At 48.9% G+C, this 24,320-nt stretch carries 20 protein-coding genes, 1 pseudogene and 1 riboswitch; of the genes and pseudogenes, 7 read left to right on the top strand and 14 right to left on the bottom strand.

The window, feature by feature from the left end:
* Positions 1-89 precede the first annotated feature (89 nt).
* Positions 90-551 carry a pyridoxamine 5'-phosphate oxidase family protein gene (locus tag ABU165_RS16200; protein ID WP_318060468.1) on the top strand — a complete coding sequence of 154 codons (462 nt, stop codon included), beginning with the start codon at positions 90-92 and terminating at the stop codon, positions 549-551.
* 43 nt (positions 552-594) lie between these two features.
* Here ABU165_RS16200 and ABU165_RS16205 read toward each other — a convergent pair whose 3' ends face one another.
* A complete protein-coding gene (locus ABU165_RS16205) occupies positions 595-981 on the bottom strand; it encodes an OsmC family protein (protein WP_094769329.1) in 387 nt (128 codons plus the stop codon).
* Between the two features lie 152 nt (positions 982-1,133).
* Here ABU165_RS16205 and ABU165_RS16210 point away from each other — a divergent pair, with 152 nt between their 5' ends.
* Positions 1,134-2,315, top strand: a complete 1,182-nt coding sequence (locus ABU165_RS16210) for an MFS transporter (RefSeq protein WP_318060469.1) — start codon at positions 1,134-1,136, stop codon at positions 2,313-2,315.
* 244 nt (positions 2,316-2,559) lie between these two features.
* Positions 2,560-4,479 (top strand): heavy metal translocating P-type ATPase, encoded by a 1,920-nt coding sequence (locus ABU165_RS16215; protein WP_318060470.1) that lies wholly within the window; start codon positions 2,560-2,562, stop codon positions 4,477-4,479.
* A 36-nt stretch (positions 4,480-4,515) separates the two neighbouring features.
* Here the strand turns inward: ABU165_RS16215 and ABU165_RS16220 are convergent, their stop codons facing one another.
* The 4 genes from ABU165_RS16220 to ABU165_RS16235 all read right to left on the bottom strand — a co-directional run bounded on the left by ABU165_RS16220 (position 4,516) and on the right by ABU165_RS16235 (position 7,680).
* Positions 4,516-5,508 (bottom strand): DUF3231 family protein, encoded by a 993-nt coding sequence (locus ABU165_RS16220; RefSeq protein ID WP_318060471.1) that lies wholly within the window; start codon positions 5,506-5,508, stop codon positions 4,516-4,518.
* Between the two features lie 462 nt (positions 5,509-5,970).
* Complete coding sequence (locus tag ABU165_RS16225; protein ID WP_022543383.1) at positions 5,971-6,783, bottom strand: YihY/virulence factor BrkB family protein; 813 nt, start codon at positions 6,781-6,783, stop codon at positions 5,971-5,973.
* Positions 6,784-6,800: 17 nt separating this feature from the next.
* Positions 6,801-7,187: a YtxH domain-containing protein gene (locus ABU165_RS16230; protein WP_022543382.1), complete on the bottom strand. Its 387-nt coding sequence runs from the start codon at positions 7,185-7,187 to the stop codon at positions 6,801-6,803.
* Between the two features lie 25 nt (positions 7,188-7,212).
* A complete protein-coding gene (locus ABU165_RS16235) occupies positions 7,213-7,680 on the bottom strand; it encodes a low molecular weight protein-tyrosine-phosphatase (RefSeq protein WP_224950995.1) in 468 nt (155 codons plus the stop codon).
* A 170-nt stretch (positions 7,681-7,850) separates the two neighbouring features.
* Between ABU165_RS16235 and ABU165_RS16240 the strand changes: the two genes are divergently transcribed.
* The 3 genes from ABU165_RS16240 (at position 7,851) to ABU165_RS16250 (ending at position 9,904) form a co-directional block, all read left to right on the top strand.
* Positions 7,851-8,075: a DUF1128 domain-containing protein gene (locus ABU165_RS16240; protein ID WP_094769334.1), complete on the top strand. Its 225-nt coding sequence runs from the start codon at positions 7,851-7,853 to the stop codon at positions 8,073-8,075.
* Between the two features lie 59 nt (positions 8,076-8,134).
* Positions 8,135-8,956: an MBL fold metallo-hydrolase gene (locus ABU165_RS16245; RefSeq protein WP_101551221.1), complete on the top strand. Its 822-nt coding sequence runs from the start codon at positions 8,135-8,137 to the stop codon at positions 8,954-8,956.
* 225 nt (positions 8,957-9,181) lie between these two features.
* Positions 9,182-9,904, top strand: a complete 723-nt coding sequence (locus tag ABU165_RS16250) for a class I SAM-dependent methyltransferase (protein ID WP_318060472.1) — start codon at positions 9,182-9,184, stop codon at positions 9,902-9,904.
* A 170-nt stretch (positions 9,905-10,074) separates the two neighbouring features.
* Here ABU165_RS16250 and ABU165_RS16255 read toward each other — a convergent pair whose 3' ends face one another.
* The 7 genes and pseudogenes from ABU165_RS16255 to treR all read right to left on the bottom strand — a co-directional run bounded on the left by ABU165_RS16255 (position 10,075) and on the right by treR (position 18,323).
* Positions 10,075-11,280 (bottom strand): hypothetical protein, encoded by a 1,206-nt coding sequence (locus tag ABU165_RS16255; RefSeq protein WP_129613714.1) that lies wholly within the window; start codon positions 11,278-11,280, stop codon positions 10,075-10,077.
* A gap of 27 nt (positions 11,281-11,307) precedes the next feature.
* Complete coding sequence (locus tag ABU165_RS16260; RefSeq protein WP_318060548.1) at positions 11,308-12,495, bottom strand: hypothetical protein; 1,188 nt, start codon at positions 12,493-12,495, stop codon at positions 11,308-11,310.
* A gap of 23 nt (positions 12,496-12,518) precedes the next feature.
* Positions 12,519-13,494 (bottom strand): annotated as a pseudogene (locus ABU165_RS16265) (collagen-like protein); the annotation flags it as partial.
* Between the two features lie 742 nt (positions 13,495-14,236).
* Entirely contained in the window at positions 14,237-14,986 is a 750-nt protein-coding gene (gene map, locus ABU165_RS16270) for a type I methionyl aminopeptidase (RefSeq protein WP_009792130.1), read from the bottom strand.
* 597 nt (positions 14,987-15,583) lie between these two features.
* Entirely contained in the window at positions 15,584-16,108 is a 525-nt protein-coding gene (locus ABU165_RS16275) for a type 1 glutamine amidotransferase domain-containing protein (RefSeq protein WP_318060473.1), read from the bottom strand.
* Between the two features lie 61 nt (positions 16,109-16,169).
* A complete protein-coding gene (locus ABU165_RS16280) occupies positions 16,170-17,489 on the bottom strand; it encodes a lysine N(6)-hydroxylase/L-ornithine N(5)-oxygenase family protein (protein ID WP_318060474.1) in 1,320 nt (439 codons plus the stop codon).
* Positions 17,490-17,597: 108 nt separating this feature from the next.
* Complete coding sequence (gene treR, locus ABU165_RS16285) at positions 17,598-18,323, bottom strand: trehalose operon repressor (RefSeq protein ID WP_318060475.1); 726 nt, start codon at positions 18,321-18,323, stop codon at positions 17,598-17,600.
* A gap of 116 nt (positions 18,324-18,439) precedes the next feature.
* A riboswitch (cyclic di-GMP riboswitch) is annotated at positions 18,440-18,522 on the top strand.
* A 51-nt stretch (positions 18,523-18,573) separates the two neighbouring features.
* Between treR and ABU165_RS16290 the strand changes: the two genes are divergently transcribed.
* The gene (locus ABU165_RS16290; protein ID WP_318060476.1) at positions 18,574-21,882 is read left to right on the top strand and encodes an EAL domain-containing protein; all 3,309 of its coding nucleotides are present in this window, start codon (positions 18,574-18,576) and stop codon (positions 21,880-21,882) included.
* 56 nt (positions 21,883-21,938) lie between these two features.
* On the opposite strand, the gene ABU165_RS16295 is transcribed toward ABU165_RS16290, so the two are convergent.
* Both ABU165_RS16295 and ABU165_RS16300 read right to left on the bottom strand, forming a co-directional pair.
* Positions 21,939-22,928 (bottom strand): class I SAM-dependent methyltransferase, encoded by a 990-nt coding sequence (locus tag ABU165_RS16295; RefSeq protein ID WP_094769340.1) that lies wholly within the window; start codon positions 22,926-22,928, stop codon positions 21,939-21,941.
* On the bottom strand, positions 22,925-24,244 hold the full coding sequence (locus ABU165_RS16300) for an FAD-dependent oxidoreductase (RefSeq protein ID WP_101551211.1): 1,320 nt from the start codon (positions 24,242-24,244) through the stop codon (positions 22,925-22,927). The genes ABU165_RS16295 and ABU165_RS16300 overlap by 4 nt, the downstream gene beginning before the upstream one ends.
* Positions 24,245-24,320 lie beyond the last annotated feature (76 nt).

The raw sequence follows: 24,320 nt of genomic DNA on the forward strand, positions 1-24,320 counted from the left end.
AATATCCCGGCGCGGCCCTTCAACATATATACCCGCTTTTACAAATTGCATTCCTGATGTTTTTTCGCTCGGATAATACAAGAGGAAAAATGACAGATTATAAAGGGAAGAAATTTGTAAGGAGTGAAATGACAATGGCAGACACAAAGCAGAAGGTGCTTGATATGTTCGAGAAATACAGCATCGGGACACTGGCATCCATCCGGAATGACAGGCCGTACAGCCGCTTTATGCTGTTTTTCCATGATGATTTGATTCTTTATGCCGCTACCGACAAAGACGCCCATAAAGTAGAAGACATCGAGAAAAATCCAAATGTCCATATTCTGCTGGGGGTGGAGCAGGGCGGATATGACGGGCCGTACTGTGAAATCGAAGCGAAAGCCTCATTCGAGGATTCCGGCGAACTGAAGGAGAAATTTTGGAGCGAAAAGCTGAAGGATTGGCTCTCCGGCCCTGACGATCCGGATTATCTGCTCCTGAAAATGGAGCCATCGCTGATCCGCTATTTTGAAAAAGCGGGCGCGGAGCCTGAGGAATTGTCACTATAGAAGAAAGGGGCGGACCCGTCTATGGATCCGCCCCCTGCTTTTCTTATGCTTCCACCAATGTGAATGTTTCTTCGATTTCAATGCTGTCCTTGACAGACTGAACCATGCTGCAGTTCTTGCGCGTCAGCTCCATGGCCTTTTGGATCTTCTCCTCTTTCAAGCCTTTTCCAGTGATCGTAAAATGGACTGAGATCTTCGATACCCGATTGGCTTCCTCTTCCACTCTCTCTGCCTCTGCATTGATTTTGATATCCTCGACATCGATCCTCTGCTTCTCCAGAATCTTGCGGAGCACGCCGCCGCTGCAGACCGCCACTGAGGATACAAGCAGCTGATACGGCCTGAAGCCGTACTCTTCATCACCGGCTACATCCAGCTTGCCATAGCTCGTTTCCGTGAAAAAGCCGACATCCTTCATTGTAAATTCCATCGTTTTCACTCCCTCTTTTCTGCTGTATGCAGTGATTATACTACTATTTCTGCCATAGCTATGAACAATACGCTCTTTTTTCCTTGCAAAGCCGATGGGGAGCCGTTACCATCAATTTGGAAAGAATTTTTTTAGAAACTGAGGCCAACAACATGAATAAAGAAAATATGCGTTTCTGGATTTTAATCAGCATTGTGGCAATCTCGGGTTTCAGCCAGGGCATGCTGCTTCCCCTGATTGCGATTATATTTGAAAATGACGGGCTGTCTTCAAGCATGAACGGCCTGAATGCGACCGGCCTTTATGTCGGCATCCTGCTCGTTTCTCCTTTTATGGAGCAGCCCCTCCGGAAGTACGGCTACAAGCCGGTCATCATTTTTGGCGGACTGCTCGTCATCGTCTCGCTCGTGCTGTTTCCATTATGGAAATCATTCTGGTTCTGGTTCGTGCTCAGGCTCCTGATCGGAATCGGCGACCATGCCCTCCACTTCGGGACACAGACTTGGATCACGAGCTTCTCGCCTGAACATAAGCGCGGCCGGAATATTTCCCTGTACGGACTGTTCTTCGGTGTCGGCTTTGCGGTCGGGCCGCTGATGGCGCCGCTCGTCAATGTGCATGAAACCCTGCCGTTCATCCTGTCATCTGTACTCTGCCTCGTGGCATGGGTATTCCTGTTCCTTTTGAAAAATGATTATCCGGAGCAGACAATTGAAGTCAATTCAATGAAAAATACAGTGAAGCGCTTCTCGTCTGCCTTTAAATATGCGTGGGTCGCCTTCCTGCCGCCGCTCGGCTACGGGTTCCTTGAGTCTTCCCTGAACGGCAGCTTTCCGGTCTACGGCCTGCGCATCGGGCTTGAGGTGAGCAGCGTTTCGGTCCTCTTGACCGCTTTTGCGATTGGCGGAATCGTCTTCCAGCTGCCGCTCGGGATTTTAAGTGATAAATGGGGCAGGCAAAGAATCCTGACGATTATCCTTCTGTCAGGCTCCATCTTCTTTTTCCTGGCGAGCTTCCTGGAAGGAGCTGTCTGGGCGCTGACGGCCACGCTTTTCCTTGCCGGAATGGCAGTCGGCTCCACTTTTTCACTCGGGATCAGCTATATGACCGACCTGATGCCAAAGGATCTGCTGCCGACCGGCAATCTGCTCTGCGGCATCGCCTTCAGCCTGGGGAGCCTGGCTGGCCCTTATCTGGGCGGGATCTTCATTCAATTTTTCAAGAATATCTCGTTCTTCAATATTATCAGCATCATGCTGCTCGTGATTTTCCTGGCTGTTCTGACAAACCGCGGAGCGGGGCAGAGGGCCGAACAGCATTCGCTGAGTCAATGAGGTTTGCCTTCCGGCGGGCTGGGTAAAAAAGAAATATAGGCCATTTTTATTTTTTCCCCCTAACCCCCTTTTTAAATAAAAATGACTATGATATGATAACGATACTAATCTAGAAACCTATGCGAAAATGCTGTCCCCAAAAGAGGTAGAATCCTCCGGCGGGGGCAGCTTTCGTCGTTTTATAGGGGTATTGATGTTGATTATTCTTCTCAATGAGAAACCGATAACCCAGGAGGGAATTCCAATGACGACAGAAGCCAAAGCACTATTAGAACTGAAGCAAGAACAGGAAGGCCTGCTCCAAAAAATACTCCCTCACGCCGAGCTGATCGCCGCCATCCTGAGCGGGGTCCTTATCCTTGCCGGCTGGCTGCTTGCGCGGAATGATATGGGGGCCGCCTCCATCACCGCCTATCTGCTCGCCTTTGTGATCGGCGGCTTTGCGAAAGCCAAGGAAGGCATCGAAGAAACAATTGAAAACAAAGAATTGAATGTGGAAATGCTGATGATTTTCGCCGCCATCGGCTCGGCCATCATCGGCTACTGGACGGAAGGCGCCATCCTGATCTTCATTTTCGCCGTCAGCGGCGCACTGGAAACGTACACGATGAACAAAAGCAATAAAGAGATATCATCGCTGATGGAGCTGCAGCCTGAGGAAGCCCTGCTTTTAACAGATGGCGGAGAACAGCGTGTGCATGTCTCCGAGCTGAGCATTGGGGACCAGATCCTCGTGAAGCCGGGTGAACGTGTCCCGTCTGATGGAAAAATCCTGAAGGGCACGACAACTTTGGATGAGGCTGCCATCACCGGGGAATCCATCCCCGTCAGCAAATCGAATGCCGATGAAGTTTTCGCAGGAACGGTGAATCTGAACGGCTCGATTACAGTCGAGATCACAAAGCCTGCCAGCGACACCCTGTTCCAAAAGATCATCCAGCTTGTCCAGACCGCACAGAGCGAAAAGTCGCCATCCCAGCTTTTTATTGAAAAATTCGAGGGCACCTATGTAAAAGTAGTGCTTGCTGCAGTGGCTGCCATGATGATCCTGCCCCATTACCTCCTGGGCTGGAGCTGGACGGAGACCTTTTACCGGGCGATGATCCTGCTTGTGGTCGCCAGTCCATGCGCCCTTGTCGCAAGCATCATGCCGGCCACATTATCGGCCATCTCAAACGGCGCGCGCCGCGGGATCCTGTTCAAAGGCGGGGTCCATCTGGAGAATCTCGGCCACCTGAAGGCGATTGCCTTTGATAAAACCGGCACCCTGACGAAGGGCCGGCCTGAGGTGACTGATTATCTGGTCGGCGAGGAAATGGTTGAAGAGGAAATCCTTTTGGCGGCCGCGTCGATTGAAAGCCACTCCAATCACCCGCTTGCAGGGGCCATCGTCAAATATGCGAAGAATGAGCTGAAGCAGCCGCTGGTGAGCCCGGAAAGCATTGAAGATATCTCCGGGTTTGGCGTCAAGGCGATGCTGCAGGATGAAGAATGGAAGATCGGCAAAGCTGATTTCATCGGCCGTGAAGAAGCGGAGAGGTTTGCTGATGGAGCAGCGCTTTCTCTGGCCGGAGAAGGCAAGACGATTGTTTTTATTAAAAAAGGTCCACGTATCGCCGGACTGCTTGCACTGAAGGATGTTGTCCGCGAGGAAACGAAGGCTGCGATCAGCACCCTGAACGCTCAGGGCATCTACACAGTGATGCTGACCGGCGACAGCGAAAAAACCGCCCAGGCGATTGCCGCGGAAAGCACCGTGGATGAATATATCGCCGAGTGCCTGCCGGCCAATAAAGTTGAGCATTTGAAGGACTTGAAAAACCGCTACGAAAATGTGGCCATGGTCGGCGACGGCATCAATGACGCCCCGGCCCTCGCCGCTGCCAATGTCGGGATTGCCATGGGCGAAGGAACAGACGTTGCGCTGGAAACAGCAGATGTAGTCCTGATGAAAAATGAGCTTCCGAAGATTGCTGAAGCCATCACCCTCTCTCAGCGGATGAACAAAATCATCAAGCAGAATGTGATTTTTTCCATCACGGTCATCATGCTCCTGATCGCCTCGAACTTCCTGCAGATCCTTGATTTGCCGTTCGGTGTCATCGGGCATGAAGGCAGCACCATTCTGGTCATTTTGAACAGCTTGAGATTGTTGAAGTCATAGGAAAAAACGCTCGGGAATGGTGCCCGGGCGTTTTTTCTATTGCTCCAGCACTCTCCGGTCATCCGCATCAGGCGGCTGCTCGATCCAATTCTTCTCGATCATCAGCTTGCCGAAGCTTCCATACACAAGCAGATCATCCAATATCGCTTTCTCGGCAAGCACGGCGATATCCGCCCTCATACAGGCAACCGCAGCTGCGCCGTAATACGAAATCGCCGCCGCAAAGAAAAAGCCGGAATGAAACAGCATCAGCTTTTCCGAAAAAGGAGCAGTCGTCGAGTTCGTGATCTCCGACTCGAATGGCCTTGGCGAATGGAGCCCTTCTTTTAAAAGCATAGAAGCAAAGCTTGCGATATGCTTGTTTTTATTATTGATGCATTTATCCAGGAACCTTTGCACATCACTATTCCGGGAAACCTGCTTGAACGCAATAAAGCTGCTTTTCGCGATATAGCTTTTCTGCAGATTGAAAAAGATATTGCCCGCCTCGATTGTATTGATTTTCCGCTTTTTCCCGAACACATCGGTGACATATTTAAAGTCCGGGACAAACACCGGTTTTTCGGGCGTTGCGTAAAGCGGCGGTTTTTCGAGCAGATTTTTCTCGGACAGAAGGTCGATCGCTTTGTTGTAGAGATCGTGCGTATCCTGATTGCACCGGCCATAAAAATCGCGGACGTCCTTCCGGATGGACACGCTTGAAGCCAGGCCATACGCCTGCATCCCGTGCATCGTCATTGTGTGCATGTATAAGAGGCAGTAGGCGTCTGTGAACAGTGCTGGTGCATCCATATTCACATCTTCCTTCGAAAACCCCTTGGGGATTGGGAACTTCTCTTTTTTGAAAAGCTCAGTGAGCGAATCGATATGCTGAAATGACAGATCGAGCGCGTATTGAAGAAAATCGTATATCTCCTTATCTTTTATGCCCTTCAGCATATATTTCGTAATGCAGACCGCCATCGTTTCGCGGATATAATGAGTCCATATATTTGATATTTCTGATGAAGTCAGCCTTTCCTGCTGCATGTAGAACACCTCCGGGACTTAGTTTTAGCTATTTTGGGGGAGATTAACCGGGGGTTGGGGTGTGGAGGTGGGATTTTGTGCGGTGTGAGGGTGTGGATATTTGGGTTATTAGCAACTTTTGGGTTTTATTAGCAACTTTTCATTTTTATTAGCAACTTTCCCGTTTTATTAGCAACTCTCCCGTTTTATTAGCAACTCCCGCTCGACCACCGCCTCGGCAGCTTCACTAATCCCCCGCCAAACCCAAAAAAAGAACGCCCCCCAAAGGGCGTCCTCACTATTAATGATAACCATTCGATTTATTAGCAGATCCCGATGTTTTATGCTTCGGGCTGTCTTTGCCTTTTTGCTTGGTTTTGCCTTTTCCCATGTGCTTCCCCTCCTGATGATGGTGGTGTGTTCCCCTTTAATAGTGTGAACATCACTCCTGCTTTCTAAGAAGGCAATATCAGGGGGTGTATCCTAGCAATCCCCATTCTTCCGCTTGCTGACATAGGCGTTGACCTCGCCGCCAAGGATGATGATGACGCCGGTCAGGTAGAACCAGACCATCAGGACGATGATGGCGCCGATGCTTCCGTAAGCGGCGGTGTAATTGGCAAAATTGCCAACATAATAAGAAAATGCGAGTGAAGCAAGTATCCAGCCGGCGGTGGCAAAAATGGCGCCGGGCAGCGCGCTGATGCATTTCATTTTCACATTGGGGGCAATCCAGTAGAGCACAAGAAAAACAATGAACAGGATGACGATACTGACAAGCCAGCGCAGGGCGTTCCAGGCTGAGAGGAATTCGGATGACAAATCAAAAGCGGAAAACAGGAAAACGCCGATCTGCTTCCCGAACACCGGCAGCAGAAGGGCCACGACAAATACAAATATCATGGCGAACGTCAATAAAATCGCCATGCCGCGCGCCACGATCAGCGGACGGCTTTCTTTGACCTCATAAGCCAGATTGAAGGCTTTAACAATTGCATGAATTCCATTGGATGCCGACCAGATAGTCCCGATGATCCCAACAGACAGAAGCGTTCCGCTCCGGTCTGCGATCTGGTTAAGGTTCGACTCAATCAGCGCCATCGTATCGCCTGGCGCATAATCCCTGATGAAGCCGAGGATATCCACCTGGCTGACGGGCAGATAGGTGATGAGGGTGACGAGGAAGATGAGGAGCGGAAAAAGGGAGAGCAGAAAAAAATAGGCCAGCTGGGCTGCGAGGCCAAAGATATCGTCTTCGTGGATTTTTTTCCATACATACGGAATTCCCGGCCTCATTGCAGCCCCTCCTCTGCTCATTCTTCTTCTGTACTGATAGCTGAAGTCTTCTTTAATGGCTCATCCTCGGCTAAAGGAGCTTTCTTGCTTTCTTTTGAAAAAGCGGAGCGTGTTTCCTGGACAATATCCACCACCTGGGGAGTCACTTCCCTCAACTCCTCGACTTTTTCCGTGATAAACGCAACATCTTCCGTTACCTGTTCAATGGTCGTGCGGATCGAGCTGGCCGTCTGTTTGACCGACTCGGCTGCTTTTGAAGGATTTTTTATGTAATAGGCTGCACTTCCCGCTGTTTTGCGGCTTGTCTCCAGTACGGCCCGGCGTGTTTCTTTATCAAATAATGACAATGCACCGCCTGCAATCGCACCAAGCAGCATTCCCTGCAGTAATTTCGTTTTCCCCATGCTTATCCCTCTTTCCATTTTTACTTTATAAATGATGATTTATGCTTATTTCTTTCAGGAGCCTTTCGCAGCTCTCCTTCAGAAGGCTGTAGACTTCCTCGAAGTTGCCGGTATAGTATGGGTCCGGCACGTCTTTATCCCTGCGGTCGCTGTAGTCGAGGAGCCTGACTACCCTGGCATCAGGATTGCCTTTTTTAAGGCTCAGAATATCTGCCTGGTTTTGGCTGTCCATCGCCACGATCCACTGGAATTCATCCAGGTCGGCTGCTTTAATCTGCCGTGCGGCCAATCCTGCAGCATCCACCTTGTATTTCTCAAGGATTTTCCTGGTTCCTTCATGGGGCGGCTTGCCGATATGCCAGTCACCTGTCCCCGCAGAATCAGCCTCAATAGCATGCTCAAGCCCTTCCTTTTTGACCTGGTCCCTGAACAGGGCTTCTGCCATCGGCGAGCGGCAGATATTGCCGAGGCACACAAACAAAACGCGAATCACAATCACATTCCCCCTTAGCTACATTTTCTTCTATTTCACTGCTTTCATGCAACTATAAGCAGGAAGGCCGCTCTATAATTTGATTGACATTCCGCTCTTATCATGGAAAGATGAAGAGTAAAGAAGACAGGCAAATCCTGTTGATATCGTTATGAGAGGATGACTCCCCCATGAACCTATCGGAAAAATCTACGGAAAATGTAGAATATATGATTGAACAGATCAAGGAAAAGCTGAAGGTCCTGAACCTCGGTGCCATCAAGCCGTCCCATTTTGACGAGGAAATGTACACAGAGCTGAAGGAAATCTACGATCTTGTCATGAAAAAAGACTCATTCAGCCCCAACGAAATGCAGGCGCTCGTAGAAGAGCTCGGCAACTTGAGAAAAATGTAAGAAAAGCAGCAGGCCTATAGGGTCTGCTTTTGTTTTATTACCATCAAAGGAGGATTCCCATGCTCATCCATAAAGACCAAAACACAGCGATTTTTCAGAGCAGCCTGTTTAAGACCAATTCTGCCGTCATTCAAACAGAGGATCTGGTTCTCGTCATCGACCCATGCTGGCTTCCCCGTGAGATTGAAGAAATCCGCTCCTATGCATACCGCGCAGCCGGGAGCCTGCCGATTTTTGTCCTGTACACCCATTCCGACTATGATCATATTATCGGCCACGGTGCTTTCCCTGATGCAAGCATCATCGGCAGCAAAGCACTCAATGAAAAAGACGGCCAGGAGAAGGCAAAAATACTGGATCAGATCCTCTCATTTGATGATTCCTATTATATCGACCGGGACTATGCACCTTCCTATCCGGGAGCTGACATCGTCATTTCACAGGACGGGCAGGCACTGGCTGTCGGCGGGACAGAGCTTAAATTTTTCCTGACGCCCGGCCATACTGACTGCGGGATTGCCTGCATCATCCCGTCCCTGGACCTGCTGATCGCAGGAGACTATCTCTGTGATACAGAATTCCCTTATGTTTATTTTTCCAGCACCGATTATCTGCTCACTTTGGAAAAATTCGCGGACAGCCTCGCAGACCACAGCTTCCGGCTCATGATGACCGGGCACGGACTGCCGGCCTACAGCAATGAGGAGATTTCATCCCGCATCCACTCCTCTGCCGGTTATCTTGCAAAACTGAAGGAATATGTGGCTGAAGGGAATGCAGCCGAAAGCTATGTACTGTTTGAGGAATATAAGTATCCCCGCATCATGAAAGACTTCCATGACGGCAATATTGAACTGATGAAAAAAGAATTCGGAAACTGATTGCCCGGCATATGCCGGGCTTTTTCTGTGGATAAGACATTTTCCAATAAAGATGACCCTGTGGATAAGTGTGATTTTTCAGAAAGATATACACTTTTGTGGATAGTTTGACTGTTTTATGGGGATAAGCCTCATAATAGTAACCTTCCATTCACTTTTCCATATTTATATACTACACTGCGCGCGCGTTCCAATATGGATCATTAAGAATGGAAAGGATGCACAATGACAGACACTCAAACACCATATCATTGCCCTTTTTGCAATCAAAGCTTTGACTCATTTTTCCCGTGGCCGGATATATACGACTTTCCCAGCCATATCTATGAAATGTGGAACAAAGAAACCGCCATCTGCCCTCATTGCCACTCCCTTGACCGTGAGCGGCTCTACAGGCTTTACATCGAAAGGGAAACAGATCTGCTGGAAAAAAAGCAGAAGCTGCTGCATATCGCCCCTGAAACGAATTTACGGCGATGGATCAGCAAAGTTTCAACAGTTGACTATCTGGCGGGGGATCTGATGCCCGCGGATGCAGAAACCATACAGATGGACATTCGGGCCATTCCTTATCCTGAGGGCAGCTTCGATGTGATTCTGTGCAGCCATGTGCTGGAGCATATACTTGAAGATCAAGCTGCCATGGACGAGATTTACCGGGTGCTGAAGCCCGGCGGCTGGAGCATTCTGCAGGTACCCATCAGCCTGAATCTGAAGAAAAGCCTTGAGAATCCCTTGATCACCTCTCCCGCTGATAAGCTGAGGTATTTTGGCCAGAGTGACCATGTCAGACTCTACAGCAAGGAAGATTTTACGGGCAGACTTGAAGCTGCAGGCTTTATAGTGGAACAGTATGATTTTGCTGAGCATCACGGCCTTGGGGAAGCAAGGAAGTATGGATTGTCGGCAGGCGATACCCTGTATATCGGAAGGAAAAAGGCCCTGTGAGCATTCACGGGGCTTTTCTTGAGAATAAGCAGAGATCGACGTATAAACGAGGTAAATAAAGACGGGCTAATGCGGCTGCGTGATAAATCTCTTTTGACACTAACCCGATTACCCAAGAGGTCCTTATGTATAGACTGTCCCAATCGCATTGGAACAGTCTGTAATCTCTTTTACCAGCTTTCTAAAACCAGGAACGTAGCATTAACGGTTGCAGTACCTCCTTCAAGGTTAGCTACAGCCAATGTTACAATTTCATCATCGGGCAGTTGAAAGTCAAGCAGTTCTGCCTGAGCTGTTACCCGGCTGATACTGCTTCCTCCTGAACTCACTCCCTGATAGACTACTTCCCCTCCAGTAAAGGTAGTGGAGTTATTATTTACCAATAAACTGGTTTCATCATCAGGAATATTGGTAGTGGCTGTCGGAAAATTAACGAATGTCCCATCGACAGTTCCCCCTACCAGCACCTGGAATGCAATATCAAGAGAGGATACTATATTTACTCCTTGAAGAAGTACATTTACCGAGTTTGGCCTTCCGGAACCTGCCGGGAACTCTGCTTTTCTTCTAAAAGAGATAACAGGCCTAAGTGTTGCCCCGACTCCTGATACAGACCTTACCTCTGAGGTAATCCGAAATACTGGATTGAACTTTCCTATAATTGTATACTGCCGTCCACCCATGAATAAGGTGAGACTGCTGGCTGTACCCGCATTATCTACTTCACCTCTCAAGGGAAGGTTCGGGTCAATGAAGCTTGTTTGTCCGCTTGGCACATATCTATGGACAGTGACGACTTCCTGGGCAAGTGTTAATGGATTTGGAATAACAACTCTAAATTCGACTACACCGTAGCCATACCACGTAAAAACGATTTGATAGATGTTACCTTCACTTAAACTCAATGTGGCACCGCTGGGTCCACTGCCATCCAACGGATCCACATTCCATGAAGCCTGCGGTATGACTGTATCAACACCGCCTCTGCGGATTGCAGCAAATATTGTACTGCTTGTTGTACCGAAAAAAGCACCATTTTCACTGTCAAACAATCCCCATCTTGCCACTTGAGTGCCTGTCGGGTTCACGGGCAGCCGTACACCGACTCCTGCTTCACCTGCGTACCCTGGCTGATACCGTCCTCTCAGTGCACTTTCAAGAATTGCGGTGTCCGTTCCTCCAACTCCTGTACTGATGAGATATTCGGTACCATCATTTGTAACTGTACCGCCGCCGGCAGTTGTGACCACATCCCTCAAATCTGACAGGCCGTAAACTGAAGTTAATTCTACAACGGGAAATTTACTCGCAACCCGGAGCTCGTTGAACTGAGAATTAACATTGGGGCCAATATTTGAAATTATGATATCTGACAAAATATTCCCTCCCTGAATTTTCTACTGTTACCACTCTTCCGTCACCCTAAAGGCGGATATCACTGAGCTTGTGCCTGTAAACGTCGCTATTGCTAGAGTTACGATGCTGTCATCAGGAAGTTCGAAGTCTAACAGTTCAGCTGAAACCAATACCCGGTTGTTCCCCGGTGCACCTGATGCAGCTAATCCCTGAAAGACGACCTGGCCCCCTGTCAATGTTGTTGATGTTGTGTTTACAAGCAGTGCCGTTTCATTGGAAGGTATATTTGTTGTAGCTGTAGGGAAGTCAACAAATGTTCCGTTTATAACTGGGTCCAGAAGAATTTGGAAGTAGATATCTGTGGTTGGCAGCAGATCTACCCCTTCCAATTTTACACTCACAGAGTTCGGCCTCCCTGAGCCAGCCGGGAATATCGCTTTTCTCTGGAATGAGATTACAGGGGTTAAAGTTGTGGTAGCTGTTACCTGCCTTCTTTCCGAGGTAATACGGAAAACAGGATCATATTCACCGATAATTGAGTACTGCCTTCCTCCCACAAATAAGCTGAGTGGACTTGCAGTGCCGTTATTTTCCACCTCTGCTCTTACTGGCAGATTAGGATCTGTAAAGCTTGTTTGGCCCGTCGGCGAGTACCTATTAACAGTAATAACTTCCTGGGCAAGGGTGAGTGGATTTGGTATAACTACGGAAAAGGAGATCACTCCATACCCATACCAGGTAAAATCAATTTGGAATATATTACCTTCAGAAAGATCAAGTGTAGCCCCGCTTGGACCCGTTCCGTCGAGAGGATCCACATTCCATGAAGCTTGAGGAATGATGTCTATATCTGTTCCTGCTCTCCTGATTCCAATAAAAATACCCGTTGCATCCTGTCCAAAAAACGCTCCGTTTTCATCGTCAAATAGTCCCCATCTGACAACCTGGGAACCAGTCGGAGGGCTTGGAAGACGTACACCAATCCCGCTTTCCCCACTAAAACCAGGCTGATATCTGCCTCTTTCAGCCGTTTCCAGCACAGCAGAATCTGTCCCATTAGCAGTTGTGCTTAATATAAACTCTGTATTATTAGTTCCTACCGTACCGCTCCCGGTAACAGTAGTGACATCCCTTAAATCAGATAGGCCGTATACTGATACAAGCTCTACAATTGATGTTCTTGCGGCAGTCCTTAATTCATTAAATTGAGAATTTACATTAGGTCCGACATTCACAATGGTTGCGGCCGGGTCAAATACTCCTGTTTCTCCCTGCGGACCTTGAGGACCTTGAGGGCCTTGCGCTCCGGTGGCTCCGGTTTCTCCCTGCGGCCCTTGGGCACCGGTGGCTCCGGTTTCTCCCTGTGGCCCTTGGGCTCCGGTGGCTCCGGTTTCTCCCTGTGGCCCTTGGGCTCCGGTTGCTCCGGTTTCTCCCTGTGGCCCTTGGGCTCCGGTTGCTCCGGTTTCTCCCTGTGGCCCTTGGGCTCCGGTTGCTCCGGTCTCTCCTTGCGGCCCTTGCGCTCCGGTGGCTCCTGTTTCTCCCTGCGGCCCTTGCGCTCCGGTTGCTCCGGTTTCTCCCTGCGGCCCTTGGGCTCCGGTTGCTCCGGTTTCTCCCTGTGGCCCTTGCGCTCCGGTGGCTCCTGTTTCTCCCTGCGGCCCTTGGGCTCCGGTTGCTCCGGTTTCTCCCTGCGGCCCTTGGGCTCCGGTTGCTCCGGTTTCTCCTTGCGGGCCTTGCGCTCCGGTTGCTCCGGTTTCTCCTTGCGGGCCTTGCGCTCCGGTTGCCCCTGTATTTCCTTGCGGCCCTTGGGCTCCGGTGGCTCCTGTATTTCCTTGCGGCCCTTGCGCTCCGGTTGCTCCTGTTTCTCCCTGCGGGCCCTGGGCTCCGGTTGCTCCTGTGTCTCCTTGCGGGCCTTGCGCTCCGGTTGCTCCTGTATTTCCTTGCGGCCCTTGGGCTCCGGTTGCTCCTGTATTTCCTTGCGGCCCTTGGGCTCCGGTTGCTCCTGTATTTCCTTGCGGTCCTTGCGCTCCCGTTGATCCTTGCGGGCCCTGGGCTCCGGTTGCTCCTGTATTTCCTTGCGGGCCCTGGGCTCCGGTTGCTCCTGTATTTCCTTGCGGCCCTTGCGCTCCGGTTGCTCCTGTATTTCCTTGCGGGCCCTGGGCTCCGGTTGCTCCTGTATTTCCTTGCGGGCCTTGGGCTCCGGTTGCTCCCTGAGGACCCTGAGGGCCCTGCTCCCCATTACCTTCACCTAATAGCTCGTCTGAAACTAATCGGTGGGCTGCTACAAGCTGTCCATTGGCATCTTTTCCCCATACAGACACTTCTATTGCCTCTTCAGCAGCCCCGCCTGTCTCAAAGGTGTACTCAAAAGCGTTTAAATCTGCAAAGTAATTTTTTGTGACCACTGAATTTGGAGCCAGTGAAAATTGCTCCAATACATACAAACTGCGGCTTCCAGTCAGATTATAGCCTTCGATCTTAATATTGCCGCTAAGAGCAATACTTCTATTTGCAACCTTAACTGTTACCTGCCTTGTGGGACGGCTACCTCCAACTGGATTATTTTCGATAGGTCCCGTTAAGAAAAATGTCAATATATCCCCGCCTTTTTTAGCTCCTTTCAGAATTTTTTTATTCATTGGGAGCTATTAATCTTGCAATAAATCTCCATCCATTCATGGTGATCATCAAGAAAACCGAGGTATATTTAAATCTGCTTCTTTATGTTTTTCATCTATATAACTCGGTTTTCTCATTCAGTCTATTCAAAAATTAAGAGATGGCTTATCCAAAAACCTATGTCTGCAAACTATTTATAGTGGCAGGCAGAAGTTATGGGAGAAAAGGCTGCCTTTTCTGAAGCGGCCACGACTCGCTGGCCCCAAAAGGCGGGGATTGAACCGAATCAAAATGTAAAAATAATAGCCCCATGTAATATATTTATCAAAAAAAAAGAAGGCCTGAGAGCCTTCCTTCCATTTATTCCTGATCTGTCAAAATCAACGTGCCTTCCTTCGTAACGGCAATGGTATGCTCATACTGCGCAGAGAATTTGCCGTCTGCCGTCCTCGCTGTCCAGCCGTTATTGTCCATCTTCGTGTCATATACACCGACATTGACCATCGGCTCGATTGTGAAAACCATCCCTTCCTTGATGCGCGGCCCTTTTCCAGCAAGGCCAAAGTGCGGTACATCCGGCTTTTCATGAATCACATTGCCGATTCCGTGCCCGATGAAATTGCGGACAACAGAGAAGCCCTCACCCTCGACATAGGTCTGGATGGCGTGGCCGATATCCCCGATCCGCTTGCCAGGCACAGCCTGCTCGATCCCTTTATAGAGGGCTTCCTTTGTGACCTCCAGCAGCTTGCGGTGCTTCTCGGACAGATTGCCGACCGCATAGGTCCAGGCAGAATCTGCGAGCGCCCCGTTATATCTGACAACCATATCAATCGTGACGATATCGCCGTCCTTCAATTCTTCCCTGCGCGGAAAACCGTGGCAGATTTCATCATTGATGCTGGCACAGGTCGCATATTTATAGCCTTTATAGCCTTTCTGCTCCGGAGTCGCATCATGTTCCTTGAGGAATCCCTCCACAAACTCATCGATTTCCCAAGTGGTCACACCCGGCTTGATTCTTTTCGCAATCTCTTTATGGCACGAGGCGAGAATTTCGCCCGCTTTTTTCATCGCTTCAATTTCACGCGCTGATTTCAATACAATCATCATTTTACCTGCCTTCCCCGCTCATTTATGTAAAACTGTATATGGTTCAGATAGCAAAAAAGTCCCTTTCTCTATCTTATCGCGACAAAGGAAGAATTTCAAAGGAATGGCGCCTAATGCCTTTTACCACTATATGTTTGGAGGGCTGGGTGTGCCACAAAACAGGAAATGGCCATTCTCCCTGGATTTAGGATTATTCTGCCTAGAATTTGATTTTTTCTCCCCGGATTGCGGTTTTTTCACCCCACTTTAAGCAGGATTCACCCCAAAAACAGCCATAATTTTTCCTTCTTACAAAAATCCCCAACCATCATCAAAAAAAGAACGGTCACCACTGATGTAACCGCCCCGCCCCCTTCTATTTTGAGTGTGTTTAATCGGGATTTTCAGCTGGGAAAAAAGCCACTGTCTCTACATTTTAAATTATTCATGCCAAAATCTGATTTTTTCTCCCTGGATTGCGGTCTTTTCACCCCACTTTAAGCAGGATTCACCCCAAAAACAGCAATAATTTTTCCACTTTACAAAAATACCTAAATCCAAGCGCAAAAAAAGAGCGGGTCACGCTCAACCAAGCGCCCCCGCTCCTGCTCCATTTTATTTTGAAAGTACATTCAATGACTCTTTAATGAACGCCGGGATGTCATCCGGGTTACGGCTTGTTACCAGCTGGTTCTGGCATACGACAACTTCCTGGTCCTTGAAGTTGACGCCGGCGTTTTCCATGTCGACGCGGATGGATTTAAAGCCTGTCGCATCTCTTCCATCAAGCGTTTTTGCTGTGATGAGCAGCTGCGGTCCGTGGCAGATTGCCAATACCGGCTTCATGTCGTCCATGAAGGATTTTGCAAACTGGACAAAACGGTCATCGGCACGAAGCTGGTCAGGAGAAAATCCGCCTGGCAGGAATAGTGCATCAAAGTCGGAAGGTTTTACATCATCGATCCCTTTATCAATCTGCACGGTTGCTTCTCCCTGCTTGCCTTTGACAGATTTGCCTGCTTCCTTCTCGATTGCCGTAATTTCATGTCCAGCTTCTTTGAAAGCTTTCGCAGGATCTGTATACTCTACGTCTTCAAACATTTCGGTAATTAAGCATGCGATTTTAGCCAATTTGGTCATCTCCTTTAAATTTGATCACATTAATGAGATTTCCCTCCCTGGGCAGTGATAAAACCTTGTTTTACAGTACAACTTCTTCTTCCCGCGGGACAAAGCGGTGAAAGACGTTTTTCTTGTTGCTTTTATAGATTTCTTTTTCAGCAAGGGTGTTGATGATCCGCCTGTTCCTGTCGACTGACAAGCCGAGATGGGTGGCAGCGGCCCCGTGGGAATGCTCAATATTGGTCAGGGTGAAGATCCTGTTTGTGCGCTTCTTTTTAAAAAGGATTTCATATGAGAGAGACACTTTGAATTCGCGCTCTCCCTCCCAGATGATTTCGTCCCCATAGCGGCTGAGCAGCCAGTCAGGCAGATGCGGCCGATATCCTGTCGCCAGGACCACCTTGTCAGAATCCAGCTTGAAAGGTGTTTCTGACTGCTTCTGCTGGAGCTGCAGCCAGAAGCCGGATGATGTGCGTTCCATCCCCTGAAGCTCCGCGTGCGGCTGAATCCTCGCTAGGCTGGACTCTCCGCCGATTGTCTGGTGATAAAGCTCTTTGTAGATAAGGTCCAGCAGCCCCGGCTCAATGCCATTGCGGAGGCCGTTCAATGTATCCAGTGACTGGATCCGTTCCTCATATGGCAGGCTGTGAAAATAATTCACGTATTCCGGTGAAAAAAACTCCTGGCCGAGCTTTGTGCTTTCCAGCTGCAGGAATCCGGCAGAGCGGGCCAGCCAGTTGAGCTGAAAATCATGCGTTTTCTGGCATTGCAGAAGATCATAAAAGATTTCCGCGGCACTCTGCCCTGAACCGATGACACTGATGGACCCGCCCTCAACCAGCTTGTCCTTGTACTGCAGATAGCGGCTGGAGTGGATGCAATCCTCCCCCAGGAATTCCTTCATATGGCCCGGCACCAATGGTTCATTCCCTGTGCCGAGAATCAGATTATAGGCAAAATAAGTCTCTTCCTGCCCATTGTCCATATTCAGCACTGTCACCTCAAAAAAGCGCTCTCCATTCTCCTCCCTGTCCCGCACATCGGCCACTTCCATGCCGAACCTGCAATTGTCCAGGTTTGAAGCTGCCCATTGGCAGTAATGATTATATTCCTTCCTCGGGATCTCCAGCCGGTGAAAATAGGAAAACTGGGTCAGCCGGTCATGCTCGTGCAGATAATTTAAATACGTGTATGGGCTTGTCGGATCAGCCAGTGTGACCAGATCATCCAGAAACGGCACCTGCATCTCCGAGCCTTCAATCAGCATGCCGGGATGCCAGGAGAATTCCGGTGTTTTGTCAAAAAAGAGCCCCGTCAGTCCAGGGACCTTCTCCAGCATAACCGCCAGGCTTAAATTATAGGGACCAATGCCGATGCCAATCAGATTATATATGTTCATGCTATTACCCCTTCTCAAGGATTTTTCACAACAAAAAAACTAACAGACTTTAATCTGTTAGTTTTTACCCATTTTCTTATTTTTTCAAGCCCGATCCAGCACATCCTGTCAGCCTGAAGGCATGTCCATCCGCCTGGCAAAATCGACAAATCGGAACTTGTCCGGCCGGTGGCGTGATTCAGTATATTGGAAAAGGGATGCATCATCAAAATAGATATAATTTTTCACGACGACGACGGAATGGTATCCTTCCAGGTCCAGCATCCTCCGGTCTTCCTCTGTCGGCTCCTCGACAGTGAATTCCTTTTTCGCAAAACTGATTTTCTGGTTCAGCGTGTTCTCGATATATTCAAATATTGAATTGCGGCAAATCTCTTCTGTCAGGCCGGGAACCAATTTTTCTACCAGGAAATCTTTATCGAGGATAATCCGCTCGCCCTCGATTTTCCGCACACGGCATACCTTCCATATCTTTTCCTCTTCCCTGATATGCAGCTGCCTCATCAAATCATCATCCGGGAACGCAAGCGCAAACTCCGCGACATCGGTTTCCGCCTTCTGGCCCATCTTTCCTGCCAGCTCCTTAAAGCTGACCAGGCCGGAAATCGGGAACTGCAGCTTCTTGAGATCAAGCACAATCGAGCCCTTCCCCCGTATCTTCTGGATGAACCCGTTCTGCGCCAGCAGATTCAGCGCCTTCCGAATCGTTTCCCTCGATGTCTCAAACATCTCCGTCAATTCATTTTCAGACGGCAGAATGCTTCTTGCGGGATAATATCCATCCTGTATCTTTGATGCCAGTTCTTCGTATATGAGCAGATATTTATTCTTCATTATTAATCACCTAAGGTTATTTTACCGTTATAGAAGCGGTTTGAGAATGCCTAATCATGTTATCAGTTATATATTACCAAAATAATTGCCAGGATTTCCACATTAGGGATATGTTACTATATAAGTGGCAAATTTTATGAAAGTAAAAGACGCAAAGCTGCGGGCCTAAGGCTTTTGCTATGGCAGCCGGGCTGCTTGCTATTTTTTTAGCATGACACCTTGCCAGATTACTAGAAAGGTGAAGAAATCATTGAAAAAAATAGAAAATCAAAAATTGAAAACAACTATTCAAGAACCAGGTGCCCCACTGGTTGAAAATATACATATCTATGAAAGCTTATTCCTGAACACATCAGACCTGGCTTACATACTGGATAAAGAAGGCCAAATCCTTAAAGTAAATGAGGCGGCCGTTAAGGCCACAGGATTTAGTGCAGAAGAAATTCAAAAGAGGGGATTTTTTCCCTTTGTCTGCAAGGAAGACCTCCCCAAGGCAGAGACAAGCTTCCAGGCAGTATTGCAGGGTTCTACCCAAACACATATTTTCCGGATCAACCGCAGAGACGGCGGGCTGATTCTGTTAAACAGTGTCGCCATCCCGATTATCCAGGAAAACCAAACCATCGGGATCATTGGGATCTCAAAGGATATTACAGCCGAGGAAAACTTAAAGCAACAGCTCAGCATAAGTGAACAGATGTACAGATCTCTTTTTGACAACCATCCGGATGCCGTATATTCACTGGATCTAAACGGAGATGTGACAGCCTTTAACGAATCCCTCGTCCGTTTGTTCGATTATGATCCCGACAGGCATGGAATATCTTTCAGGCAATTTGTTGCCCCAGAATCTATGAGCCTTGTGCTGCGCATGTTTAAACTGGCCGCAAAAGGAAAACCGCAAAACTACAATATGACCGGCATCAACAGATCCGGGGAAAAGTTTGATGCAAATATCACAAATATTCCTATCATTACAGATAATCAGATAACCGGCGTATTCGGGATTGCCAAGGATATCACCGAACTGGCTGAAAAGGAGCGCAAGCTGCAGAAAGCGGAGGAAAGGCTCAATCTCGCCCAGAAGACGGCTGACTTCGGATATTGGGACTACTATTTCAAGGAAGACTCCGCCTACTGGTCTGAGCATATGTATGAAATGTTCGGAGTATCAAAAGATGAATTCATTCCTTCTTTTGATTATTATAAAGACTTTATCCACCCGGAGGACCTTGCACCGTTTCTGAAAAATTACCATGCATCCCTGGAGGAAAAGCCCCCGGCAAATCTGGAATACCGGATCATCCGGAAGGACGGCCAAGTACGCCGGCTCCATCATCAGTCCACCTTGATCCTCGATGGTGACGGCAATCCTGAACGGGCGGTCGGCATTTCGCGCGATGTTACGGAACAGCGGGAAATAGAGGACAGACTGGCTGAGAACACAGAGCAATTTAAGAGCTTTTATAATAATTCAGATGTGGGTGTATGGTCGCTCGACCCCGCTGGCAAAAAGGTTCTGATCTGTTCTGATGCGATCCTTGCTATCTATGGGTATACCAAAAAAGAACTGTATAGAGATCCCCGTATATGGAATAGATCTATTCATCCGGATGATATGCGGGAAGTGATGAACAATCAGAATAAAATATCAGAAGGAAATATTATCAAGCAGCAATACAGAATCATCACGAGGGATGGAAAGCTCAAATGGGTAAGCGACCACCTCATCCCCATCTATGATGAAAATGGCCGGCTCATTCGCCTGGATGGCATTGTGGCTGATATTACAGCCCAAAAGCAGGCCGAGGCACAAATGGAATTCCTCGCCTATCATGATTATATGACAGGCCTGCCGAACAGGCGCCTGTTCGACCAGACCCTGAATGGCCTGTTCGAGGACAAAAATCCGGAAAAATTCGCGATCATGTATCTGGATCTTGACCGATTCAAGCATATCAATGACACCCTGGGCCATCCGATTGGCGATCAGGTGCTGAAAGAGGCGGCGGACAGGATAAAGGCCTCCATTCGGAAGGATGATTTTGCTTCCAGGATGGGCGGCGATGAATTTGCCATTATCGCGCCGAACGTTGAGAGCATTGAGGATGCAAGCAGACTGGCAGCGGAAATTACAGGCACCATCCAGAAGCCATACGAGATTGAAGGCTACGAATTATTCATTACGGCAAGTATCGGGATCAGCCTGTATCCCAATAATGGCAGCACGCCGGAGGAACTGGCGCGCAATGCCGATGCCGCCCTGTACCATGCCAAGCAGATGGGCAAAAGCAGCCATCAGGTTTACAACGCATCCATGAATATTGAATCATTCAAAAAGTACTGCCTGGAAAGAGATATGCGGAATGCTTTGAAGGATGACCAATTTTACGTGGAATTCCAGCCAAAGATCGAGCCAAGGACCCATAAGCTGGCAGGCGCCGAAGCCCTGCTGCGCTGGAACCATCCTGACTGGGGGATTGTATCCCCGATGGAATTCATTCCTGTTGCGGAAGAGTCAGGGCTGATCGTTGAAATCGGCGACTGGGTAATTGAAAATGTGATAGCCAAGATGGAGGAATGGCAGAAAGGCGGCCTCTCCCTTGTGCCAATCTCCATCAATGTGTCAGGACAGCGCTTTTACAAAAATAATCTGGCCGAAATGATCGGGGACCTTTGCCAAAAGCATGGAATTTCCCCCAAGCTGCTTGAATTGGAGCTGACCGAATCCAGCCTGATCCACTATTCGGACCAGGTCCTCCAGGAGCTTGAAAAGCTTGGGCAGCTAAAAATAAAACTGTCTCTCGATGACTTTGGAACAGGCTTTTCATCGCTTACGCACCTTAGGAAATTCAAGTTCAATACGCTAAAAATAGACAAATCTTTTACCAAAAATATCATCTCCAATCTGGAGGACGCCACCATCACCTCCAGCCTGATCGACATGGCCCATGGTCTGAATATGAAGGTAGTCGCTGAGGGTGTCGAGGAATTTGAACAGCTGGATTTTCTCAAAAAGAAGGGCTGCGATGAAATCCAGGGCTTTCTCTTTTCCCGGCCTGTTTCCGGCAGTGTGTTCAGGGACTTTCTAAAAGAAGGGTATATTCTGCCGAACGGCGGTAAAGGCTTGGACAAGCTGAAAAAACAAAGGAAGTATTTCCGGATCGATCTTCCCCTCCCTCTCGGTGCTGACCTGACCATCCTCAAGCTGAAAGATAAACAGGTCGAGATGGGCAAAAATGAAGTGCTGATCGAAAATATCGGACCCGGCGGCGCCAGATTGTATACCAACATCAAACTGCCGATCAGACAGGATATTCTCTTTCAGATCCAAACAAAGATTCTTGGAGAAACACTCAGCCTTGATGGGCATATTGTCTGGAAAGAAGAAAAATCGGATCTTGTCACACAATATGGGCTGGAGTTCAGCATAGATGACAAGCGCCGGGAAGAGCTCACCCAGCTTCTGAATGAAATACAGGGACCTGCCGAAAAAGGCACAAAGATTCCCGGCTCCCGGCAAGTAGAGGCAGAATGCCCGGTTGATTATTTCGGCTAGAGTGCCTTATTGCCATCTGCACAGAAAAAGACGGAGCACCTGCCCCGTCTTTTTTTCTATGCCCGTCCCAGCTCAACAAAATACCATCCGCCTTCTGTGATGATTGGCTTGAAGGTCTTAATTTCCATCCCAAGCTTGCCGGCTATTTTCATCATATCTTCTTCCGTCGGGGTGGCATACAGATTTTCGAATGCCGAGAAAAAACTGTTGAAGACGCTTGAAAACTCCTCGCCCTTCTTGGAATGAAGAATCGGGGTAATGACAGTGATCGTCCCCTTATCCGACAGCCAGCCGCTCATCCGCTCAAACAGGCCTTCCCGTTCCTCAGGCTCAATATAATGAAGGAGATTATTGATCATGATCAAATCTGCCTTTTTCTCCGGTTCATATTCCTGCATATCCGCATGGACGATGCTGATATTCGGATTGTCAGCACAATTGCCGGCTGCAGATTCTGCAACATCTTCATTGATTTCAATACCGGTCATGGTAATGTCCGGATGTTTCTGGCTGATCCGTTTAAGATACCCTCCTTCGCCGCATCCTACATCCAGAATCGACCCAATTTCATTATTTTTGATCACCTTGGACATCTTTGGCAGTGCGAGCTGCTCCAAGAGGGAGGAGGTCCGCGCCACGGTCGGTCCGTGCTCGTCATTGTCAAATGTGTTTCGCTCATTTTTCCGCAGCATATCGGGATAGGTCAGCAGTGTCGGGATATGAAGCTCCATCATTTCCTTCAGGATGACACCGGTCGAACGCGGATTCTTAGGCGATGAGGGGAGGCTGAATTTTGAGGCGGTCTTGATTTTTCCATCGCGCTTCTTCTTCAGATGCTTGACCGCCAGTCCCACCTCCACCCATCTGGTGAGGAGCTCCTCCTGGTAATCATGCGCCGCCGCCACCTCGCGGACCGTCTTCGGATCCTTGAACTGGGAGAACAAATCCAGCTCAAATCCCACATAAGCATGCCAGCTGTACAGGAAAGGCTGGTTTTTCTTCATCCAGTTCCTTGCTTTTAATAGTCTTATATATTCCGAGATCATAGCACGCCTCCTGCCAATTTCGTTTTCCAAGGATAGTCATCCTTTTCTTTGTAAAAATAACTTTCCTTCTCTGCAGGCGAGAGCTTCTTCTCGCGGGCAGGCAGCATCCCGATCTGAATGGCGCGGTCCAGCAGGCTTTCCTGCCAGAATCCGAGTCCTGAAATATTCAGCATCTGTTTGAACTGCAGCTTCTTGTCCCTTTCGATCTGCTTCAGCCCCTTCTGCCTGATCCCTGTCACAAGCTGATAAGGATAGGAATAGGCAAGTGCTGATAAATGGCTGAACTTGATCATTTTTTCCGCCCGGTGCTTGCGGACTTTCTCATAGCAGCTCAGCCATTTCGGGCTGAGATTCCCCGTCTCATACATCGTCACCAGCAGCTCGCCGAGCACATCGGCATCCTGGATCGCCATATTCATGCCCTCACCGGCCATCGGATGGACCGTATGCGCCGCATCGCCAAGGATGACATGGTTGCCGTCCACATATTTGTCTGCATAAAAGGCGGTCGGAATCATCAGCTGGATATCCTTCCAGCTCTTCAGCTTCGTCACATAACCGTCAAGCTCCGGGTACAGCTCGATGTACTTCCGATGGAAATGCTCGATCCCCTTCTCCTGAAACTCTTTATAAGTCCCTTCAGGTATGAGATACACCGAACGGACCTTGTTGTCCGGAAGCGGGAACAATCCGAGGAACTTATCCTTCGCCGTAATGATCTGCCCTTCTGTCAAACTGTCCGGCCGCGGGAAAGTCACCGTCAGGAAATGATGATTATAATCAATCTTCTTCGTCTCGCTCTCAATCTTCTTTCTCGTCAGCGAGTTCCGCCCCTCTGCCCCGACATAGAAATCCGCCTTCAGCGAAAACTGCTCCTTCCGCTTCCGCACCTCCACAATCAGCCGGTCTTCGCAATACCCTTTGCCAAGCCCGCCTTTTATATATTCGAAATTGGAATAGCTCATCGCATGCTTCAGGAGAATGCCCTTCAGCGTCTCATGCTCAATCATCAGCGCATAATCAAATTCCCCGGGAAGCACCTGGTAATCCATCGCCAGCTCTTCTTCCTCTTCATCAATCTCGGAAAAATTGATCCTCGAAAACTTATGGCCGTTATACTCAATCTCACTCAGGATCTCCAGCTGCTCAAAAATCTGCAGACTCTTCGGCTGCAGCAGCTCTCCCTTATACACCGGCGACGGACCATCAAGCTTTTCAATCACCGTCACATGCACATCCGCCTGCGCCAGCTTCAGCCCCAGCGTCAACCCGCCGATTCCGCCGCCCAATATCGCCACCTCTGTCTTAAGAACCATCCAGTCCACCACCTTTTTCTCATCTTATAGCCTGGAATTGGGATTTTGAAACCAGGGGGTGTGCTGGGGTTTTTGG

Source organism: Cytobacillus sp. T106 (assembly GCF_040492155.1).
Lineage (GTDB): Bacteria > Bacillota > Bacilli > Bacillales > Cytobacillaceae > Bacillus_AB > Bacillus_AB infantis.